At 71.2% G+C, this 15,998-nt stretch carries 14 protein-coding genes; 10 read left to right on the top strand and 4 right to left on the bottom strand.

Annotated features, from left to right (window positions below; translation table 11 throughout):
- Positions 1 to 275: 275 nt before the first annotated feature.
- Entirely contained in the window at positions 276 to 1,703 is a 1,428-nt protein-coding gene (locus tag K9S39_RS19715; protein WP_248864687.1) for an MDR family MFS transporter, read from the bottom strand.
- 211 nt (positions 1,704 to 1,914) lie between these two features.
- Here K9S39_RS19715 and K9S39_RS19710 point away from each other — a divergent pair, with 211 nt between their 5' ends.
- The gene (locus tag K9S39_RS19710) at positions 1,915 to 2,673 is read left to right on the top strand and encodes a phosphoglyceromutase (protein ID WP_248864686.1); all 759 of its coding nucleotides are present in this window, start codon (positions 1,915 to 1,917) and stop codon (positions 2,671 to 2,673) included.
- Between the two features lie 549 nt (positions 2,674 to 3,222).
- Here the strand turns inward: K9S39_RS19710 and K9S39_RS19705 are convergent.
- Together K9S39_RS19705 and phoU are read right to left on the bottom strand one after the other, a co-directional pair.
- Positions 3,223 to 3,375, bottom strand: a complete 153-nt coding sequence (locus tag K9S39_RS19705; RefSeq protein ID WP_248869241.1) for a hypothetical protein — start codon at positions 3,373 to 3,375, stop codon at positions 3,223 to 3,225.
- A 153-nt stretch (positions 3,376 to 3,528) separates the two neighbouring features.
- Complete coding sequence (phoU, locus tag K9S39_RS19700; protein ID WP_248864685.1) at positions 3,529 to 4,206, bottom strand: phosphate signaling complex protein PhoU; 678 nt, start codon at positions 4,204 to 4,206, stop codon at positions 3,529 to 3,531.
- Positions 4,207 to 4,809: 603 nt separating this feature from the next.
- On the opposite strand from phoU, the gene K9S39_RS19695 reads away from it, so the two are divergent.
- Positions 4,810 to 6,081 carry a sensor histidine kinase gene (locus K9S39_RS19695; RefSeq protein ID WP_248864684.1) on the top strand — a complete coding sequence of 424 codons (1,272 nt, stop codon included), beginning with the start codon at positions 4,810 to 4,812 and terminating at the stop codon, positions 6,079 to 6,081.
- Positions 6,078 to 6,758, top strand: a complete 681-nt coding sequence (locus tag K9S39_RS19690; protein ID WP_248864683.1) for a response regulator transcription factor — start codon at positions 6,078 to 6,080, stop codon at positions 6,756 to 6,758. The genes K9S39_RS19695 and K9S39_RS19690 overlap by 4 nt, the downstream gene beginning before the upstream one ends.
- 108 nt (positions 6,759 to 6,866) lie before the next feature.
- Here the strand turns inward: K9S39_RS19690 and K9S39_RS19685 are convergent, their stop codons facing one another.
- A complete protein-coding gene (locus tag K9S39_RS19685) occupies positions 6,867 to 7,523 on the bottom strand; it encodes a copper chaperone PCu(A)C (RefSeq protein ID WP_248864682.1) in 657 nt (218 codons plus the stop codon).
- A gap of 882 nt (positions 7,524 to 8,405) precedes the next feature.
- Here K9S39_RS19685 and K9S39_RS19680 point away from each other — a divergent pair.
- The 7 genes from K9S39_RS19680 (at position 8,406) to K9S39_RS19650 (ending at position 15,745) form a co-directional block, all read left to right on the top strand.
- Positions 8,406 to 8,888 carry a CarD family transcriptional regulator gene (locus K9S39_RS19680; RefSeq protein WP_003953493.1) on the top strand — a complete coding sequence of 161 codons (483 nt, stop codon included), beginning with the start codon at positions 8,406 to 8,408 and terminating at the stop codon, positions 8,886 to 8,888.
- Positions 8,889 to 9,277: 389 nt separating this feature from the next.
- Positions 9,278 to 10,024, top strand: a complete 747-nt coding sequence (gene ispD, locus K9S39_RS19675; protein ID WP_248864681.1) for a 2-C-methyl-D-erythritol 4-phosphate cytidylyltransferase — start codon at positions 9,278 to 9,280, stop codon at positions 10,022 to 10,024.
- Positions 10,017 to 10,532 carry a 2-C-methyl-D-erythritol 2,4-cyclodiphosphate synthase gene (gene ispF / locus K9S39_RS19670; RefSeq protein ID WP_248868862.1) on the top strand — a complete coding sequence of 172 codons (516 nt, stop codon included), beginning with the start codon at positions 10,017 to 10,019 and terminating at the stop codon, positions 10,530 to 10,532. The genes ispD and ispF overlap by 8 nt, the downstream gene beginning before the upstream one ends.
- Positions 10,533 to 10,666: 134 nt before the next feature.
- A complete protein-coding gene (locus tag K9S39_RS19665) occupies positions 10,667 to 11,071 on the top strand; it encodes a PPOX class F420-dependent oxidoreductase (RefSeq protein WP_248864680.1) in 405 nt (134 codons plus the stop codon).
- A gap of 113 nt (positions 11,072 to 11,184) precedes the next feature.
- On the top strand, positions 11,185 to 12,579 hold the full coding sequence (cysS, locus tag K9S39_RS19660) for a cysteine--tRNA ligase (protein ID WP_248864679.1): 1,395 nt from the start codon (positions 11,185 to 11,187) through the stop codon (positions 12,577 to 12,579).
- A gap of 159 nt (positions 12,580 to 12,738) precedes the next feature.
- Positions 12,739 to 13,698: a 23S rRNA (guanosine(2251)-2'-O)-methyltransferase RlmB gene (rlmB, locus tag K9S39_RS19655; protein ID WP_248864678.1), complete on the top strand. Its 960-nt coding sequence runs from the start codon at positions 12,739 to 12,741 to the stop codon at positions 13,696 to 13,698.
- 388 nt (positions 13,699 to 14,086) lie between these two features.
- Positions 14,087 to 15,745, top strand: coding sequence for a DoxX family protein (locus K9S39_RS19650; RefSeq protein ID WP_248864677.1), 1,659 nt, complete (start codon positions 14,087 to 14,089; stop codon positions 15,743 to 15,745).
- The last annotated feature ends 253 nt before the right edge of the window (positions 15,746 to 15,998 follow it).

Raw genomic sequence — 15,998 nt, 5'->3', positions numbered from 1 at the left:
TAGCCAACCCCAGGGCCCGCTGTCGGGCCGCCCCTTCCGCGCCCGGCCGTGACATGGCATCCCTGACCGACGCCACGGCCGCGGCCCACCGGGGTGACCGCGTCCTGACCGTCCAGGTCGCCGGCCGCCTCCGCCCCGGCGACCGCGTACTCTTCCAACCCGCCGACGACGCCGGCGATGCGAGTGCCGCCCCCTCTACGGCTCCGCTTCACCCACTCCGCGATTCACGGACCCGCTCACCACCCGCATCGAGTCCTGCGGCCGCCCGGAGGCCGTCACTCCGCGCAATCTCCACGAGGCGCAACGGGCGCTGCGGCGCTGACCGGCGCCGCCGCTGGGGACGCCGTCTCCACAGCAACTCCCGTCTCCGCAGCGGCCCCTGTCTCCGAAGTGCCCGTCGTGCCCCCCGACGCCACTCCCGCCTTCGTCCTCCCCGGCTCCGTCCTCCCCGCCTCCGTCCGCTCCGGCACCGCTTGGCCCGGCACGTTCCGCATCAGCAGCCCGTACCCCAGAGCGGCCACCGTCCCCACGGCCGCGCAGCCGGCCCACAGCGCGTCCGACCCGTAGCGGTCGATCACCGTGCCGCCGATCAGCGGGGCCGCCAGGGAGGCGACCGACCAGGACAGGGCGTACATGCCCTGGTAGCGGCCCCGGCCATGGACCGGCGACAGCCGAACCACCAGACCCATCTGTGTCGGCGAGTTGATGATCTCGCCGAGCGTCCAGACCGCGACCGCGACCGCGTACATCGCGACCGAGCCGGCCACCGCGGTCAGACCGAATCCGTAGCCGGTGAGCAGCGCCGAGCCGATCAGCAGCATCGCGGGGCTGCGGTGCTCGATGAAGCGCGTCACGGGGATCTGCAGCAGCACGATGAGTACGCCGTTGACCGCCGCCACCATGCCGAAGTCGGCGCTGGTGAAGCCGTCCTGACCCATCGACACCGGCATCGAGACATAGGCCTGCTGGAAGAGCAGCGCCAGGAGGAGGTTGAGCCCGACGACGGTCATGAAGCGGCCGTCGCGCAGGACGGTCGGCATGGAGACCGTGGCGGGGCCCGCTTCGGCGGCGTCCTGCGAGCCGCCCTTCGGACCGGCGGCCGCCGGCCGCGTCTCAGGCAGCTTCCGGAAGACGACGAGGGCGCACGCCAGCACCAGCGCCGACTCGCCCAGGAAGAGGGCCAAGTAGCCGTGTTCGGCGATGAGTCCGGCGGCGGCCGAGGAGATCGCGAAGCCCAGGTTGATCGCCCAGTAGTTGAGGGAGAAGGCCCGTACGCGGTCCTCTGGGGCGACGATGTCCGCCATCATCGCCTGCACGGCGGGCCGCGACGCGTTGGATGCCATGCCGACCACGCACGCCACCGCCGCGATGGCGAACGGATGTTCCATGAAACCCAGCAGCGCTACGGAAGCTGCCGTCGACAGCTGCGCGATCAGCATGGTGGGCCGCCGGCCGAGCCGGTCCGTCAGCACGCCCGCACCCACGGACGAGACCACACCGCCGAGTCCGTAGAGCGCGCCGACCAGGCCCGCGTACGACGCCGAGAAGCCGCGCTCGACGGTCAGGTGGAGCGCCAGGAACGTGGCGACGAATGCGCCGAGCCGGTTGATCAAGGTGCTGGTCCACAGCCACCAGAACTGCCGGGGAAGACCGGAGACGCTCTCCACGGCGGCGCGTCTCAGACGGGCGATGGATGCGGACATGACAGTTTCCCCCGTGATGTTCGGCGTGCCCACGTCAGCGGTGCGGGTAAGTGGTGGATGCGGTGATCACAACCTACTTACGGCCCGGATGCCATCGCCATCCAATTGACGGGAAGCGTCAAACGTCGCCGAGAAGCCCAGGTCGTCGCCGGGGCGCCCGGGTACTGGACCGGCGCAAGGCCCCCTGCGGGTTTCGATTACGCTCGACGGCATGGCCGACGCACCGTACAAGCTGATCCTCCTCCGCCACGGCGAGAGCGAGTGGAACGCGAAGAACCTGTTCACCGGCTGGGTGGACGTCAACCTCAACGAGAAGGGCGAGAAGGAGGCGGTCCGCGGCGGAGAGCTGCTCAAGGACGCCGGTCTGCTCCCCGACGTAGTGCACACCTCCCTCCAGAAGCGCGCGATCCGCACCGCGCAGCTGGCCCTGGAGGCCGCCGACCGCCACTGGATCCCGGTCCACCGCAGCTGGCGGCTGAACGAGCGCCACTACGGCGCGCTGCAGGGCAAGGACAAGGCGCAGACGCTCGCCGAGTTCGGCGAGGAGCAGTTCATGCTCTGGCGCCGCTCGTACGACACCCCGCCGCCCGCCCTTGAGGACGGCGCCGAGTTCTCCCAGAGCGACGACCCGCGCTACGCGGACATCCCGCCGGAGCTCCGCCCGAAGACCGAGTGCCTCAAGGACGTCGTCACCCGCATGCTGCCGTACTGGTACGACGGCATCGTCCCGGACCTCGTCGCCGGCCGCACGGTCCTGATCGCCGCCCACGGCAACAGCCTGCGCGCCCTGGTCAAGCACCTCGACGGCATCTCCGACGCGGACATCGCCGGCCTGAACATCCCCACCGGCATCCCCCTCGCCTACGAGCTGGACGCCGACTTCCGCCCGGTCAAGGCGGGCGGCACCTACCTCGACCCGGAGGCGGCCAAGGCGGCGATCGAGGCCGTGAAGAACCAGGGCAAGAAGTGACGCTGCGCTCGGCGTGAGCCGACGTTTTTGGCTTTCCCGCCGTGAGGGGTTCGCCTGCGGCGGGCGCGGGTTTTTCGGGTGCGGTGACGGGCCTCCGGACTCCGTCCTGCGGCCCGTCCCCTCCCGACGGTGGGTGGATGAGGGTTGGGTGGGGGCGCATGTGATCTGTCGGGTGCCTGTGGTCACGACCACACGGTGCACACGACCGACTACGTGCGCCCTCACCGTCTATTCCCCATCCCCTCGGGAGGTGCTGGACCGCAGGACGGAGTCCGGAGGGCCGGCACCGCTGCCGAACAGCCCCGCGCAGCGGCAACGGCCCACCGCAGGTGCAACGGCGGGACAGCCAAAACATCGGCTCAGGCAAGCGCAGCGGACGCCCACTGCAGGTGCAACGGCGGGACAGCCAAAAGCGTGGGGCTCAAGCCCGCCGCAGGCGACCCCCACGGCGGGGAAGCCGAAAACGGAGCAGGCCCGCCGCAGGCGAACCCCACGGCGGGCCGGTCGAAAACGGCGAGCAACCATGTCGGCTGCCCGCCACGCGCAGCGCTACCCGCAGCCGCCGCCGCACTGGCACGGCCCGCCGGACTGGCAGCCGCAGCCGCAGCCGGGGCCGCAGTTGCAGTCGTTGAGCAGGGGGAGCTCGACGACTGACGGGCCGTCGTGGGGCGTGAGGGTGGGGGAGTCCGCCATGAGTGCCATGAAATTGCCTCCTAGGGGTCACCTGGTGCCCATTGCAAGCCCCGGCTGAGAGGCGCGTCAACGGCGCGTGGAGGCACGGGTCAACGGCGCACGGGAGCGCGAGGGCGCGCATCGCGCCCCTTCGCTACCGCACCCCTTCACCACCCGCCGTGCTCAGGCCCCGTCGACCGCCGCCGGCGGGGTGATCTCGTCGGCGTGCTCACCGGTGACCAGGTAGACCACCCGCTTGGCCACGGAGACCGCGTGATCCGCGAACCGCTCGTAATAGCGGCCCAGCAGCGTCACGTCTACGGCCGTTTCGATGCCGTGCTTCCAGCGGTCGTCCATGAGGTGCTGGAAGAGCGTGCGGTGCAGCAGGTCCATCGCGTCGTCGTCCTGCTCCAGCTGGAGAGCCAGATCGACGTCCTTGGTGATGATGACCTCCGCGGCCTTGGCCATCAGGCGCTGCGCCAGCTGCCCCATCTCCAGGATGGTGGCGTGCAGATCGCGCGGTACGGCGGTCTCCGGGAAGCGCAGCCGGGCCAGTTTGGCCACATGCTGGGCCAGGTCGCCGGAACGCTCCAGGTCGGCGCTCATCCGGAGGGAGGTGACGACGATCCGCAGGTCGGTGGCGACCGGCTGCTGCCGCGCCAGCAGGGCGATCGCCCGTGCCTCCAGATCGCGCTGGAGGTCGTCGACCTTCTCGTCACCGGCGATCACGTTCTCGGCCAGCTTGAGGTCCGCGTCGAGTATCGCCGTGGTGGCGCGCCCGATCGCGGAGCCGACGAGCCGGGCCATCTCGACCAGGCCCTCGCCGATCGAATCCAGCTCCTCGTGGTACGCGTCCCGCATCAGTGACCTTCTCTCGCATCGAGTGGTGGGCGGATCCGAGCGGACCGAGTCCGGGTCGAATCCGTGGGGCTCTCGTGGATCCGGTGGGTGTGGGCGGATCCGGGGTGTGGGAGGTGGGAGCGAGGGGCGAGCGGCCGCTCTGGTTCCCGCTGCTTCCACGCTCCCATGGGTCGTTCCCACGCTTCCATGGCTCGTCCCTACGCTCCCATGGGGCGTGCCCGCGCGGCCGGTACCGGGAAGCTGAGGTCCTCCCCGGGATGCGGCCGCGCGCCGGTGCGGGGGCGATTTCCCCCCGCACCCTCACAGTGCGGGGGGATCGCAACCTCCGGTCCCACCGGGAGTTAACCGTCGCCGTCATGAAGGTGAATTCTGAGCGACGTGGCCGCTGCCCCGAGGGCGGCCGTACGGTTCACCTGGTCGCTGCCCGACGGCTCCGGGCGGCCGTACCGGTCGCCCAAGGGGCGCCTGGCCCGCGGCCGCGAGACCCCTGCGGCTCTCCGGAGTGAACCACCACCGACCTCGCGGTGAACTCTGGGCGACGTGTGTTCGGGGAGGGGCTCGAACGGCTGGGGAAGTGTCCGAGCCGGCGCATAACCTGGACTCATGAACGTGGATGCGGCCGTCGCCGCCGTGGCAGCGATCGCCGGGCTGTGCACCGGCGTCTTCGCCATGCTGGCGTTCCGCTGGAGCGAGCGCGACCAGGCCAAGCCCACCCGCACCTCCCTGCACACCGACGCCGTGCTGCCGCCCGGCGTCGACACCGTTCTCTCCGTGCTGCGCTCCTCCGCCGTCGTCCTCGACGAGGCCGACGGCGTCGTCAAGGCCAGCTCCGCCGCCTACGCCCTCGGGCTGGTCCGGGGCGGCAAGCTCGCCGTCGAGCCGATGATGCAGATGGCCCGTGACACCCGCAGGGACGGCGAGATACGCCAGGTCGAGCTGGATCTGCCGCGCCGCGGCACCGGCCGTGGGGAGGCGCTCGCGGTCTCCGCCCGGGTCGCCCCGCTCGGCTCCCGCCTCGTCCTGCTGCTCGTCGAGGACCTCACGGAGGCCCGCCGCATAGAGGCCGTCCGCCGTGACTTCGTCGCCAACGTCAGCCATGAGCTCAAGACCCCGGTCGGTGCCCTCTCGCTGCTGTCCGAGGCCGTGATGGACGCCAGCGACGACCCCGAGGCCGTCACCCGCTTCGCCGGCCGGATGCAGAACGAGGCCACCCGCCTGACCAGCCTCGTCCAGGAGCTCATCGACCTCTCCCGGGTGCAGAACGACGACCCGCTGGAGGACGCCGAGCCGGTCCGGGTCGACGAGCTGGTCGCCGAGGCCATCGACCGCTGCCGCCAGCAGGCCGGCGCGAAACAGATCACCATGGCCACCGGAGGCGTCGCCGACCTGCACGTATGGGGCAACCGCGGCCAGCTCGCGGCGGCCCTCGGCAATCTCGTCGAGAACGCCGTCAACTACTCCCCGGCGCGCACCCGCGTCGGGATCGCCGGCCGCCGCGTCCCCGCGCCCGGTGGCGACCTGATCGAGATCGCGGTGACCGACCAGGGCATCGGGATATCCGAGAGGGAGCGGGACCGCATCTTCGAGCGGTTCTACCGCGTGGACCCGGCGCGCTCGCGCGCCACCGGCGGGACCGGCCTCGGCCTCGCCATCGTCAAGCACGTGGCCGCCTCCCATGGCGGGGAGGTCACGGTGTGGAGCGCTGAGGGACAGGGCTCCACCTTCACCCTGCGTCTGCCCGAAGCCGGTGCCGTACGCGACCGCGAACGGCCCGCCGACCTCGATACCGCGGAGGGCCTCGACGACGAGGACCGCCCGTACGAGACCTTCAACGAACCGCTCCCTGCTCACCCTGCCCCGGAGGTCCTTCCGTGACCCGAGTGCTTGTCGTCGAGGACGAGGAATCGTTCAGCGACGCACTGTCGTACATGCTCCGCAAGGAGGGTTTCGAGGTCGCCGTCGCGACTACGGGCCCCGACGGACTGGACGAGTTCGAACGCAACGGCGCCGACCTGGTCCTGCTCGATCTGATGCTGCCCGGCCTGCCCGGCACCGAGGTCTGCCGGCAGCTGCGCGGCCGCTCCAACGTCCCGGTCATCATGGTGACCGCCAAGGACAGCGAGATCGACAAGGTGGTCGGCCTGGAAATAGGAGCCGACGACTACGTCACCAAACCCTTCTCCTCCCGCGAACTGGTCGCCCGTATCCGCGCGGTGCTGCGCCGCCGCGGTGAGCCGGAGGAGGTCGCCCCGCAGGCCCTGGAGGCCGGCCCGGTCCGGATGGACGTCGACCGCCATGTCGTCACCGTCTCCGGCGGCAAGGTCGACCTGCCCCTCAAGGAGTTCGACCTCCTGGAGATGCTGCTGCGCAACGCCGGCCGGGTGCTGACCCGTATGCAGCTCATCGACCGGGTGTGGGGCGCCGACTACGTGGGCGACACCAAGACCCTGGATGTGCACGTCAAGCGGCTGCGCGCCAAGATCGAGCCGGACCCGGGCGCGCCGCGCTATCTGGTCACGGTCCGGGGCCTGGGCTACAAGTTCGAGCCGTAGGCCGGTGATGCGCAGGCCGTGCGGCGTGAGCCGTGTCGGCCGGTGCACGTGTGAGGGGCGCCCGTCCGATCCCGGACGGGCGCCCCTCACCGTATGTCCGTGGACCGGTCAGTGGCCTTCGTACGCTGCGTTGGCGGGCGTACCGGTCGGCGTGGCCGTACCGGCCGGGGTCGCGGACTCGCCCGGCGCGTGCGGCTCCGACGGCGTGGCGGTGCCGGTGGGGGTCGCCGTGCCGGTGCGCTGCGGCACCTCCGTGGGGCCCCAGTCCTTGAAGTGCTGCTGCGCCGGGACCACGAACGCGCTGATCTTCACCTTGCCCGAGGCGCTGAAGGTGAAGGTCAGGGGCTGTACGCCGCCGGCTTCGACGGCCTCCCGGCCGCTCGCCAGGACGGCGGAGGCGTCGCCCTTGCCACCGATCACGACGGAGCTGCCGGCCGGCAGGGTGATCGCGCCCGGGCCGCCCTTGGCGGGGGCCAGCTTGGCGGTCCTGCCGCTGCTGTCGAGGCTGATGGCGGTCAGCTGCTGGTCCTTGGTGCCGTTGTTGAACAGCGTCGCGGAGATCACCGCCGGGCCCTTGGCCTTCGGGTCGGGCTGGGTGATCACATTCACGTTCTGGATCTTGATGTCGCCGACGGCGGTCGCGGCGTTGTCCGGATGCACCTGCAGCGTCTGGGCGTTGTTCCCGGCCCCGCACGCGGACAGCGACGCGATCGAGAGCGAAAGGACGGTGGCGGCGAGGACGCCGCGTCGAAGGCTGCGGCTCACGGCGGCGGCATCTCCTTGACGAGCTACGGCGGCCGAACTTCGTGCCCGGTCGCGGATGGACGGCTGGGGCGGCCGCCGCGGGCCCGTCATGTCGACGGGTGCGTAAAGCCGCCCTAAGGGTGTGTCAGCGCCGCTAGGTTACCGAGCCGCCCTCGGGCCTCCGCACCCGACCCGCCTCCAGAGCGATCACACCCCCGTCACCTCCCGGCCGCATCCCCCGATATCCGGCGGACCGGGACGAGCGATGCATCGCCGGGACGCGGTCACCACCCCACCCGCCGGACCGCCCGCCGGCCATGTGCCCCCGCACCAGGACGGCGCTCACCACGTCCGCCCCGATCACCCCCGATGGCCGCTCTTCTCGCTCTCCCTGCTTTCCTCATCACCTCCCGACTTCCCGACTTCCCGGTGTCTTCCGTGATGTGACAAGCGATGCGCCCCGAGAACGCGGATGAATATTCGAAGGGTCGCTGTTCGGGTGACGGTCGGTCGGTTTCCCCCGGAGGAAAAGCGGTATTCGCAGGGAATGTTTGTGCCCCGCGGAATTGATCATCCCCTCGGTCGGCGGATGGTGATCAATTCGGAAAAACGAGCCGGAGCCGCCCGCGACCAACCGAACGGAGCAGCGGAAGTCGCTCATACGGATCCGTGCAAAACGGGACGTTCGTCACGCTGATCATCGCGTTCCCGGTGTGTGGCGGGCACGTTTCAGCTCACCCGTGGAGCCCCTCCGACCTGCGAATACCTGCGTTCGGCGCCCCCTCGCAGCACGTTCCGGGCGCTGTTGTCAAGCCCCGAGATATGCCCTGACCTGCGAAAACGTCATTCAGAACGGCCCGTTCCCGTGTTAGCATGGATAGCCACGGAAGGGGTACCTGTCACATGACGTTCAAGGTTGGCGACACCGTGGTCTATCCCCATCACGGGGCCGCGCTGATCGAGGCCATCGAAACTCGCCAGATCAAAGGCGTGGACAAGACCTACTTGGTGCTGAAGGTCGCCCAGGGCGACTTGACTGTTCGTGTTCCAGCGGACAATGCGGAGTTCGTCGGCGTACGCGACGTGGTCGGTCAGGACGGGCTCGACCGGGTCTTCGAGGTGCTTCGTGCACCCTATGCCGAAGAGCCGACGAACTGGTCCCGTCGCTACAAGGCAAATCTTGAGAAACTCGCTTCCGGCGACGTGATCAAGGTCGCCGAGGTAGTGCGTGACCTGTGGCGCCGGGAACGCGAGCGCGGACTCTCCGCCGGTGAGAAGAGGATGCTCGCCAAGGCGCGCCAGATTCTGGTCAGTGAGCTCGCCCTCGCGGAGAACACGAACGAAGACAAGGCCGAGGCGCTGCTTGACGAGGTCCTCGCGTCCTGACATTCCAACAACGCTGTGTGATCCAAGCTGTGCACACCACATGAGGCGACGCGACCGTGGTGGAGCGCCGCGGTGTTCGAGCCGGCAGTGTTCGAGCGAGCGGTGATCGAACGGGTGGTGTTCACCACAGCAGCCGATGCAACGCAGCACTGCCGCGGTGCCCGAGTAACGACTGTCTTCCCCGGCGGAGGCGTCTGTTGCCGGGCGCTGCGGCATATCTGCGGCCGGTCGCCCTGTGGTGTGCCGGGCTCGGGCAGCTGCCTGGACCGATGTCACGGAAGGGTCCGGTCGAGGCGTCGCGCCCGGCACGCTCAGGCCATACCCATCCCGGCCGAGGAAACAAACCTGTCTGCCCAAATCCGGGCCCGCCCCGGACTCCGGAGCCATCGATGTCAGATCCCTCCCGCCCGATCCGCACCGCCGCGGTGATCCCCGCCGCCGGCCGGGGTGTCCGGCTCGGCCCCGGCGCCCCGAAGGCGCTGCGCGCACTGGGCGGCACCCCCATGCTGGTGCACGCCGTCCGCGCGATGGCCGCCTCGCGCGCCGTGTCCCTCGTCGTCGTGGTCGCCCCGCCCGACGGCGCCGCCGAGGTCCGCCACCTTCTCAACGAGCATCCGCTCGCCGATCTCACCGACCTCGTGGTGGTGCCCGGTGGCGAGACCCGCCAGGAGTCCGTACGGCTCGGCCTGGCGGCGCTGCCGGAGGCCGTCGACGTGGTGCTGGTGCATGACGCGGCGCGTCCGCTGGTGCCCGTCGACACGGTGGACTCGGTGATCGCCGCGGTACGCGCCGGCGCCCCCGCGGTCGTCCCCGCGCTGCCGCTCGCCGACACCGTCAAGCAGGTCGAGCCGCAGCCGCAGGGCACCCCGGAGCCGGTGGTCGGCACCCCGGAGCGGGCCCGGCTGCGGGCCGTACAGACCCCGCAGGGCTTCGACCGGGAGACGCTGCTCAAGGCACATGACACGGTCGTCGAGGGCGAGGGCGCCACCGACGACGCCGGACTGGCCGAGCGGCTCGGGGCACCCGTCGTGGTCGTTCCCGGGCATGAGGAAGCGTTCAAGGTGACCCGGCCGCTGGACCTGGTCCTGGCCGAGGCCGTACTCGTCCGCAGGAGGGCCATCGATGGCTATGTCTGAGCCGACGCCGCCGGGGCTGCCCGGTGTTCCGCTCGTCGGCATCGGCACGGACGTGCACGCCTTCGAGCGCGGCCGGGAGCTGTGGTGCGCCGGGCTGCTGTGGGACACCGCCGACAGCGACGGATACGGCCTGGCCGGCCACAGCGACGGCGATGTGGCCGCGCACGCCGCCTGCGACGCGCTGTTCTCGGCGGCCGGCGTCGGAGATCTCGGCGCGCACTTCGGCACCGGCCGCCCCGAGTGGTCCGGCGCCTCCGGTGTGACGCTGCTGGCCGAGGCCGCGCGCCTCGTGCGGGCCGAGGGTTTCGCGATCGGTAATGTCGCGGTGCAGGTCATCGGCGTACGGCCGAAGGTCGGCAAGCGGCGGGACGAGGCGCAGCGGGCGCTGTCGACGGCGGTCGGCGCGCCGGTTTCGGTGTCCGGGACGACGTCGGACGGGCTGGGGCTGACCGGCCGCGCCGAGGGGCTGGCCGCGGTCGCCACGGCGCTGGTGGTCCGTACGGTCTGAGGCCGTAACGCCCGTGAAGGGCCGTCGGCGGCGCCCGGCATTCCCCCGTACGGCCGGGAATGCCGGTTTCCGCACGGCGGTTGGGGAAGCATCGCAGTACTCGTGATCCACCGGTACGTGCAGGAAGGACCCCCGTGACCGCCACGCTCTCCGACGCCCTCAAGCAGCTCCTCGACACCCCCGTCTTCGTGACGGTGGCAACGATCCAGCCCGACGGCAGCCCCCAGGTGTCCCCGGTCTGGGTGAAGCGGGACGGCGACGAACTGCTGATCTCGACGACGGCCGACCGCCGCAAGGTCGCCAACCTGCGCCGTGACCCCCGCGTGAGCGTCGTCGTTCAGCCCTGCGACGACCCGTACCACTACGCCGAGGTCCGCGGCTCCGCCTCGCTCACCACCGAGGGCGGCCAGGACCTCATCGGCGAGCTGTCCCACAAGTACACGGGCAGGCCGTACGCGGAATTCAACCCGGCGTCCAAGGAGGACGCCGAGCGGCTGGTCGTCCGGATCACCCCGCGCAAGGTGGTCGGCAGCCTCTGACCGTCCGGGGCCCGGCCCCTCCGATACCCGGGCGGACCGGGCGAGTGTCACGCTTCCGTCTCCCCGGTCCCAGGGGGCACGGGGCACTGCCTCGTTCCGACTACCCTGGTTCCGTGACGATTCGCCTGTACGACACCAGCGCCCGGCAGATCCGTGATTTCATCCCGCTGACGCCGGGCTGTGTCTCGATCTACCTGTGTGGCGCGACCGTGCAGGCCGCCCCGCACATCGGGCACATCAGGTCGGGACTGAACTTCGACATCATGCGCCGCTGGTTCGACTACCGCGGCTATGACGTCACGTTCGTGCGCAACGTGACGGACATCGACGACAAGATCATTGCGAAGTCGGCCGAGCAGGGCCGACCGTGGTGGTCGATCGGCTACGAGAACGAGGTCGCCTTCAACACGGCCTACGACCGCCTCGGCTGCCTCCGCCCGACCTACGAACCGCGCGCCACCGGTCACATCCCCGAGATGGTCGCGATGATGCGCGGCCTGATCGAGCGGGGCCACGCCTACGCCGCCGACGGCAACGTCTACTTCGACGTGAAGTCCTTCCCGGAGTATCTCCAGCTGTCCAACCAGGAGCTGGACAACCTGCTGCAGCCGTCCGGCGAGGGCGAGACCGGCAAGCGGGACCCGCGCGACTTCGCCATGTGGAAGGCCGCCCGGGACGGCGAGCCCAGCTGGGAGACCCCCTGGGGCCGCGGCCGGCCCGGCTGGCACCTGGAGTGCTCGGCGATGGCCCACAAGTACCTGGGCTCGGCCTTCGACATCCACGGCGGCGGCGTCGACCTGGTCTTCCCGCACCACGAGAACGAGATCGCGCAGGCCAAGGCGTTCGGTGACGACTTCGCCGCCTACTGGTCGCACAACGCCTGGGTGACCATGAGCGGCGAGAAGATGTCCAAGTCGCTGGGCAACTCGGTGCTCGTCTCCGAGATGGTCAAGCGCCGGCGCCCGATCGTGCTGCGCTACTACCTGGGCACCCCGCACTACCGCTCGACGATCGAGTACAGCGAGGAAGCGCTGCACGAGGCCGAGGCCGCGTTCGCGCGGATCGAGGGCTTCGTCCAGCGGGCCGTGGAGCAGGCCGGCGCCGTCGAGCCCGCGCCCGAGGTGCCGCCGGCCTTCGCCGAGGCCATGGACGACGACCTGGGCGTCCCGCAGGCCCTGGCGATCGTGCACACCACCGTCCGCCAGGGCAACGCCGCGCTGGCGGCCGACGACAAGGAGTCGACGGTGGCCCGGCTCGCCGAGCTGCGCGTGATGCTCGGTGTACTCGGCCTCGACCCGCTCGACGAACGCTGGGCCGACGGCGACGCGGAGCGCGGCGCCGAGCTGCACGGCGTGGTGGACTCGCTCGTACGGCTCGTCCTGGACCAGCGCCAGGCGGCCCGCGCCCGCAAGGACTACGCCACCGCCGACGCCATCCGCGACCAGCTCCAGCAATCCGGCCTCGTCATCGAGGACACCCCCTCCGGCCCCCGCTGGACCCTCTCGTGACCGCCGCCGTCACACCGTCGTGAGCCGCGGCCGCCACCCGGATTCGCCCTTCCCGGTGGGCTCGGGCGACACTCAGTCCATACGGGCACTCCGTCCGATCCGTGTACGTATCCACTCCACGTCGCGAGACGTCGAGAGCAGTGAGGAAACAGGTGACCCATGGCCGGCAAAAGCCAAGGCAGTAACCGCCGCATGTCCGGCAAGAAGGGCGCGCAGATCGGCAGTGGCGGTAAGCGGCGCCGGGGCCTGGAGGGCAAGGGGCCGACCCCGCCCGCGTCCGTACGCAAGGGGCATGTCAAGAACCGCATCGCCAACGCCAAGGCGAAGCAGGCTGCCGCCCGTCGGCCCGCCCCGCGGCGCGGCGGCGCGAAGGGCACCGCGGAGCTCGTCGTCGGCCGTAACCCGGTCTTCGAGGCGCTGCGCGACGGCGTGCCCGCGACCACTCTCTACGTCCAGCAGTTCATCGACAACGACGAGCGGGTGCGCGAGGCGCTGCAGCTCGCCACGGAGCGCGGCGACGTCAACCTGCTGGAGGCGCCGCGCCCCGAGCTGGACCGGATGACCAACGGCCTCAACCACCAGGGCCTGGTCCTCCAGGTGCCGCCGTACGAGTACGCGCACCCCGAGGACCTGGCCGCGGCCGCCTTCGACGACGGTGACGACCCGCTGATCGTGGCGCTCGACGGGGTCACCGACCCGCGCAACCTCGGCGCCGTCGTCCGCTCCGTGTGCGCCTTCGGCGGCCATGGCGTGGTCGTCCCGGAGCGCCGGGCGGCCGGGATGACGGCCGGCGCGTGGAAGACCTCGGCAGGCACCGCGGCCCGTACGCTGGTCGCGCGCGCCACGAACCTGACCCGGACCCTGGAGTCGTACCGGAAGGCCGGTCTCATGGTCGTCGGCCTGGCCGCGGACGGCGAGATGGAGCTGCAGGACGTCGAGGCGCTGGACGGCCCGGTCGTCGTGGTGGTCGGCAGCGAGGGCAAGGGTCTGTCGCGGCTGGTCGGCGAGACCTGTGACGTACGGGTGCGGATCCCGATGCCGGGCGGCGCGGAGTCGCTGAACGCCGGGGTCGCGGCCGGTGTGGTCCTGTGGGAGGCGGCGCGGCGCCGCGCGGGCTAGAAGGGGGAGTCCGACGACACCCCCAGGGCCTCTCCCGCCCTGACCCACCGGACAGGCCGTGGTGCTGCTCGGCCTCCGCCGCTCTCGCGGAGGCGGCCGGGCGCCGTCGGCCCCGCTCCATCGATGGTTGCTGTGCGTGGTGGGAATGACCGCCGCGTGTGGAGCTGTGTGTGACATGCATGGTTGCGATGCGTGGCCGCGATGGTTGCTGCGCGTTGCAGGAACGGTTGCCGTGCGTGGCGATTGACGATTGTTGTGCAGTGTCGTACGTCAAATGACCGGTTTGCGTATGCCGAGTGACCGGTCTGGGGACCACTTCGTCATTTGACGGTGCCCCGACAGATCGAGCCGGTCGAAGCAGTGTCTTAACCGCGAGTCACTCGGTTAGATGAGCGTGGACACCAGAACACCCCGCACACCTACGGGGGGACGCTCGCCGGGCTTCGATGACGAGTCGGTCTTGAGCTCGGTCAAGGTGCCGTGCGATCCCGCTCAGGTCGTCGTCAACCACGCCAGCTTCCGGGTACAGCTCGCCGAACCCGTCGTGAGCCACACCATGGCGAACACCGGGCGCGTCCCCGTGATCCGGGGCTCCACGCGTCCCCGACGCCGGGCACCCGTGGTGTGGAGCGGCCGCACCGAACCGGGCGGCACGGCCGGCGCCACCACCCAACTCCTGCACGCGGTACGCGACTCGGGCATCGGCCTCGACGCCGGCCGCACCGAGGAGAGCGACGTCGGCACGACCCAGGTCCTGCCCCGGGTCCGCCTCGACGACGCCCCCGCCACGACCGTGATCGGCCAGCGCGGCCCCGTCGAACCGGACACCCTGCTGCGCGGCGTACGCCCCGTGGGCCGCGCGTACGCCGACAACGGCTACGGCGACCGCGACCACGGCGACGACGGCTACGGCGAGGACGGCTACGGCGACGACGACGTCTACGACGACGAGTACGAAGACGAGTACGACAACGACCGGTTCGAGACGCGGGACGGCGGCGTCACCGGGTCCAAGCGGCGCGGCGACAGCGTCCGGCACGCGTACTACCCGGGCCGCCGGATGAACCTCGGCGTGGTGCTCCTCCCGCTGCGCGTCTTCCTCGGTCTGATCTCCGTCTACGCCGGCATGGGCAAGCTCTGCGACCCCGTCTACTTCGACGGCGGCGAGCGGGGCTCCATGGTCAAGTGGCTGCAGTCGCTCGACCCCTGGGCACTGGCCGTGCCGCTGCGCGACTTCGCCGTCTCGCACCCCGTCGGCGCCGGTCTGACCGTCGCGTTCCTGCAGGTCGTGGTCGGCGTGCTGACGATGTGCGGCCTGTGGCAGCGGCTCGCGGCCTGGTTCGGCGCGCTGCTCTCCGCAGCGCTGCTGATGACCGTCAGCTGGCGCACCGTCCCCGCCTACGACGCCCCCGACATCATCTACCTCGCCGCCTGGAGCCCGCTGATCATCGCGGGCGCCCCGGTCTACTCCATGGACGCCCGGCTGGCCGGCGAGGCATGGCGGCGGCTCGGCCCGCGGGTCGAGGTCGCCGAGCTGCGGCGCCGGGTGCTGCGCCGCGGCGCCGTGATGACCACGGTGGTGGCCGGGCTGACCCTGCTGGTCGGCTCGCTGCTCGGCGGCGCCGTACGGTCCGCGACGGTCACGCATGTGCCGCGGCCCGGCGAACCGGCGATCAACAACCTGCCCGGATCCCCGCTGCCCCGCCCCGCCAAGAGCCGCACCCGGCCCGGACAGAGCCACTCCGGGAGCGCTTCGCACCGCCCCGGGACACCGTCCGCGGGCGCCTCGCACACGACGGGCACGACGGGCCGTCCGTCCGTCTCGGCGACCGGCACCCCGTCCGGCAGCGCCAGCGGTACCGCACAGCGTCCCGGCGCGACCACCAGCGCGCCACAGTCGACGCCGACCCGGGTCCCGGCGCCGACCCAGGCCAAGCCCACGTCCGGCGGCGGCACCGGCGGAGGTACCACCGGAGGCACGGGCGACAGCACCGGCCCCGGAGACGACTCCGGCCGCGGGGGCACCCTGGGCGGGCTCCTGGGCTGACACGTCCGGCGGGCACCCGCCCGCGCCTGCTGCCGCCCCTTTCCTGTCCCCTTTTCCTGTCCCCGGTCGCCTTTGGTGGCCGGGGACAGGTGTGTGGGGGACGGGCGTGGGAGGTACGGGGCAAGTCGGAAGGACGGTGCCCAGGGCGGCCGTTCAGGACCACGACCGGTTCAAGGCCCCTGGGGCGGTTCAAGGCCCGTTGGGGCGCCGGTTCAAGGCCGGGCTCGGTGCTTGCTAAGGCCGGGCTCGGTGC

Source organism: Streptomyces halobius (assembly GCF_023277745.1).
GTDB classification, from domain to species: Bacteria; Actinomycetota; Actinomycetes; order Streptomycetales; family Streptomycetaceae; genus Streptomyces; species Streptomyces halobius.
The sequence above is the reverse complement of the archived record's forward strand: the minus strand, read 5'-3'. Positions and strand labels throughout refer to the sequence as shown.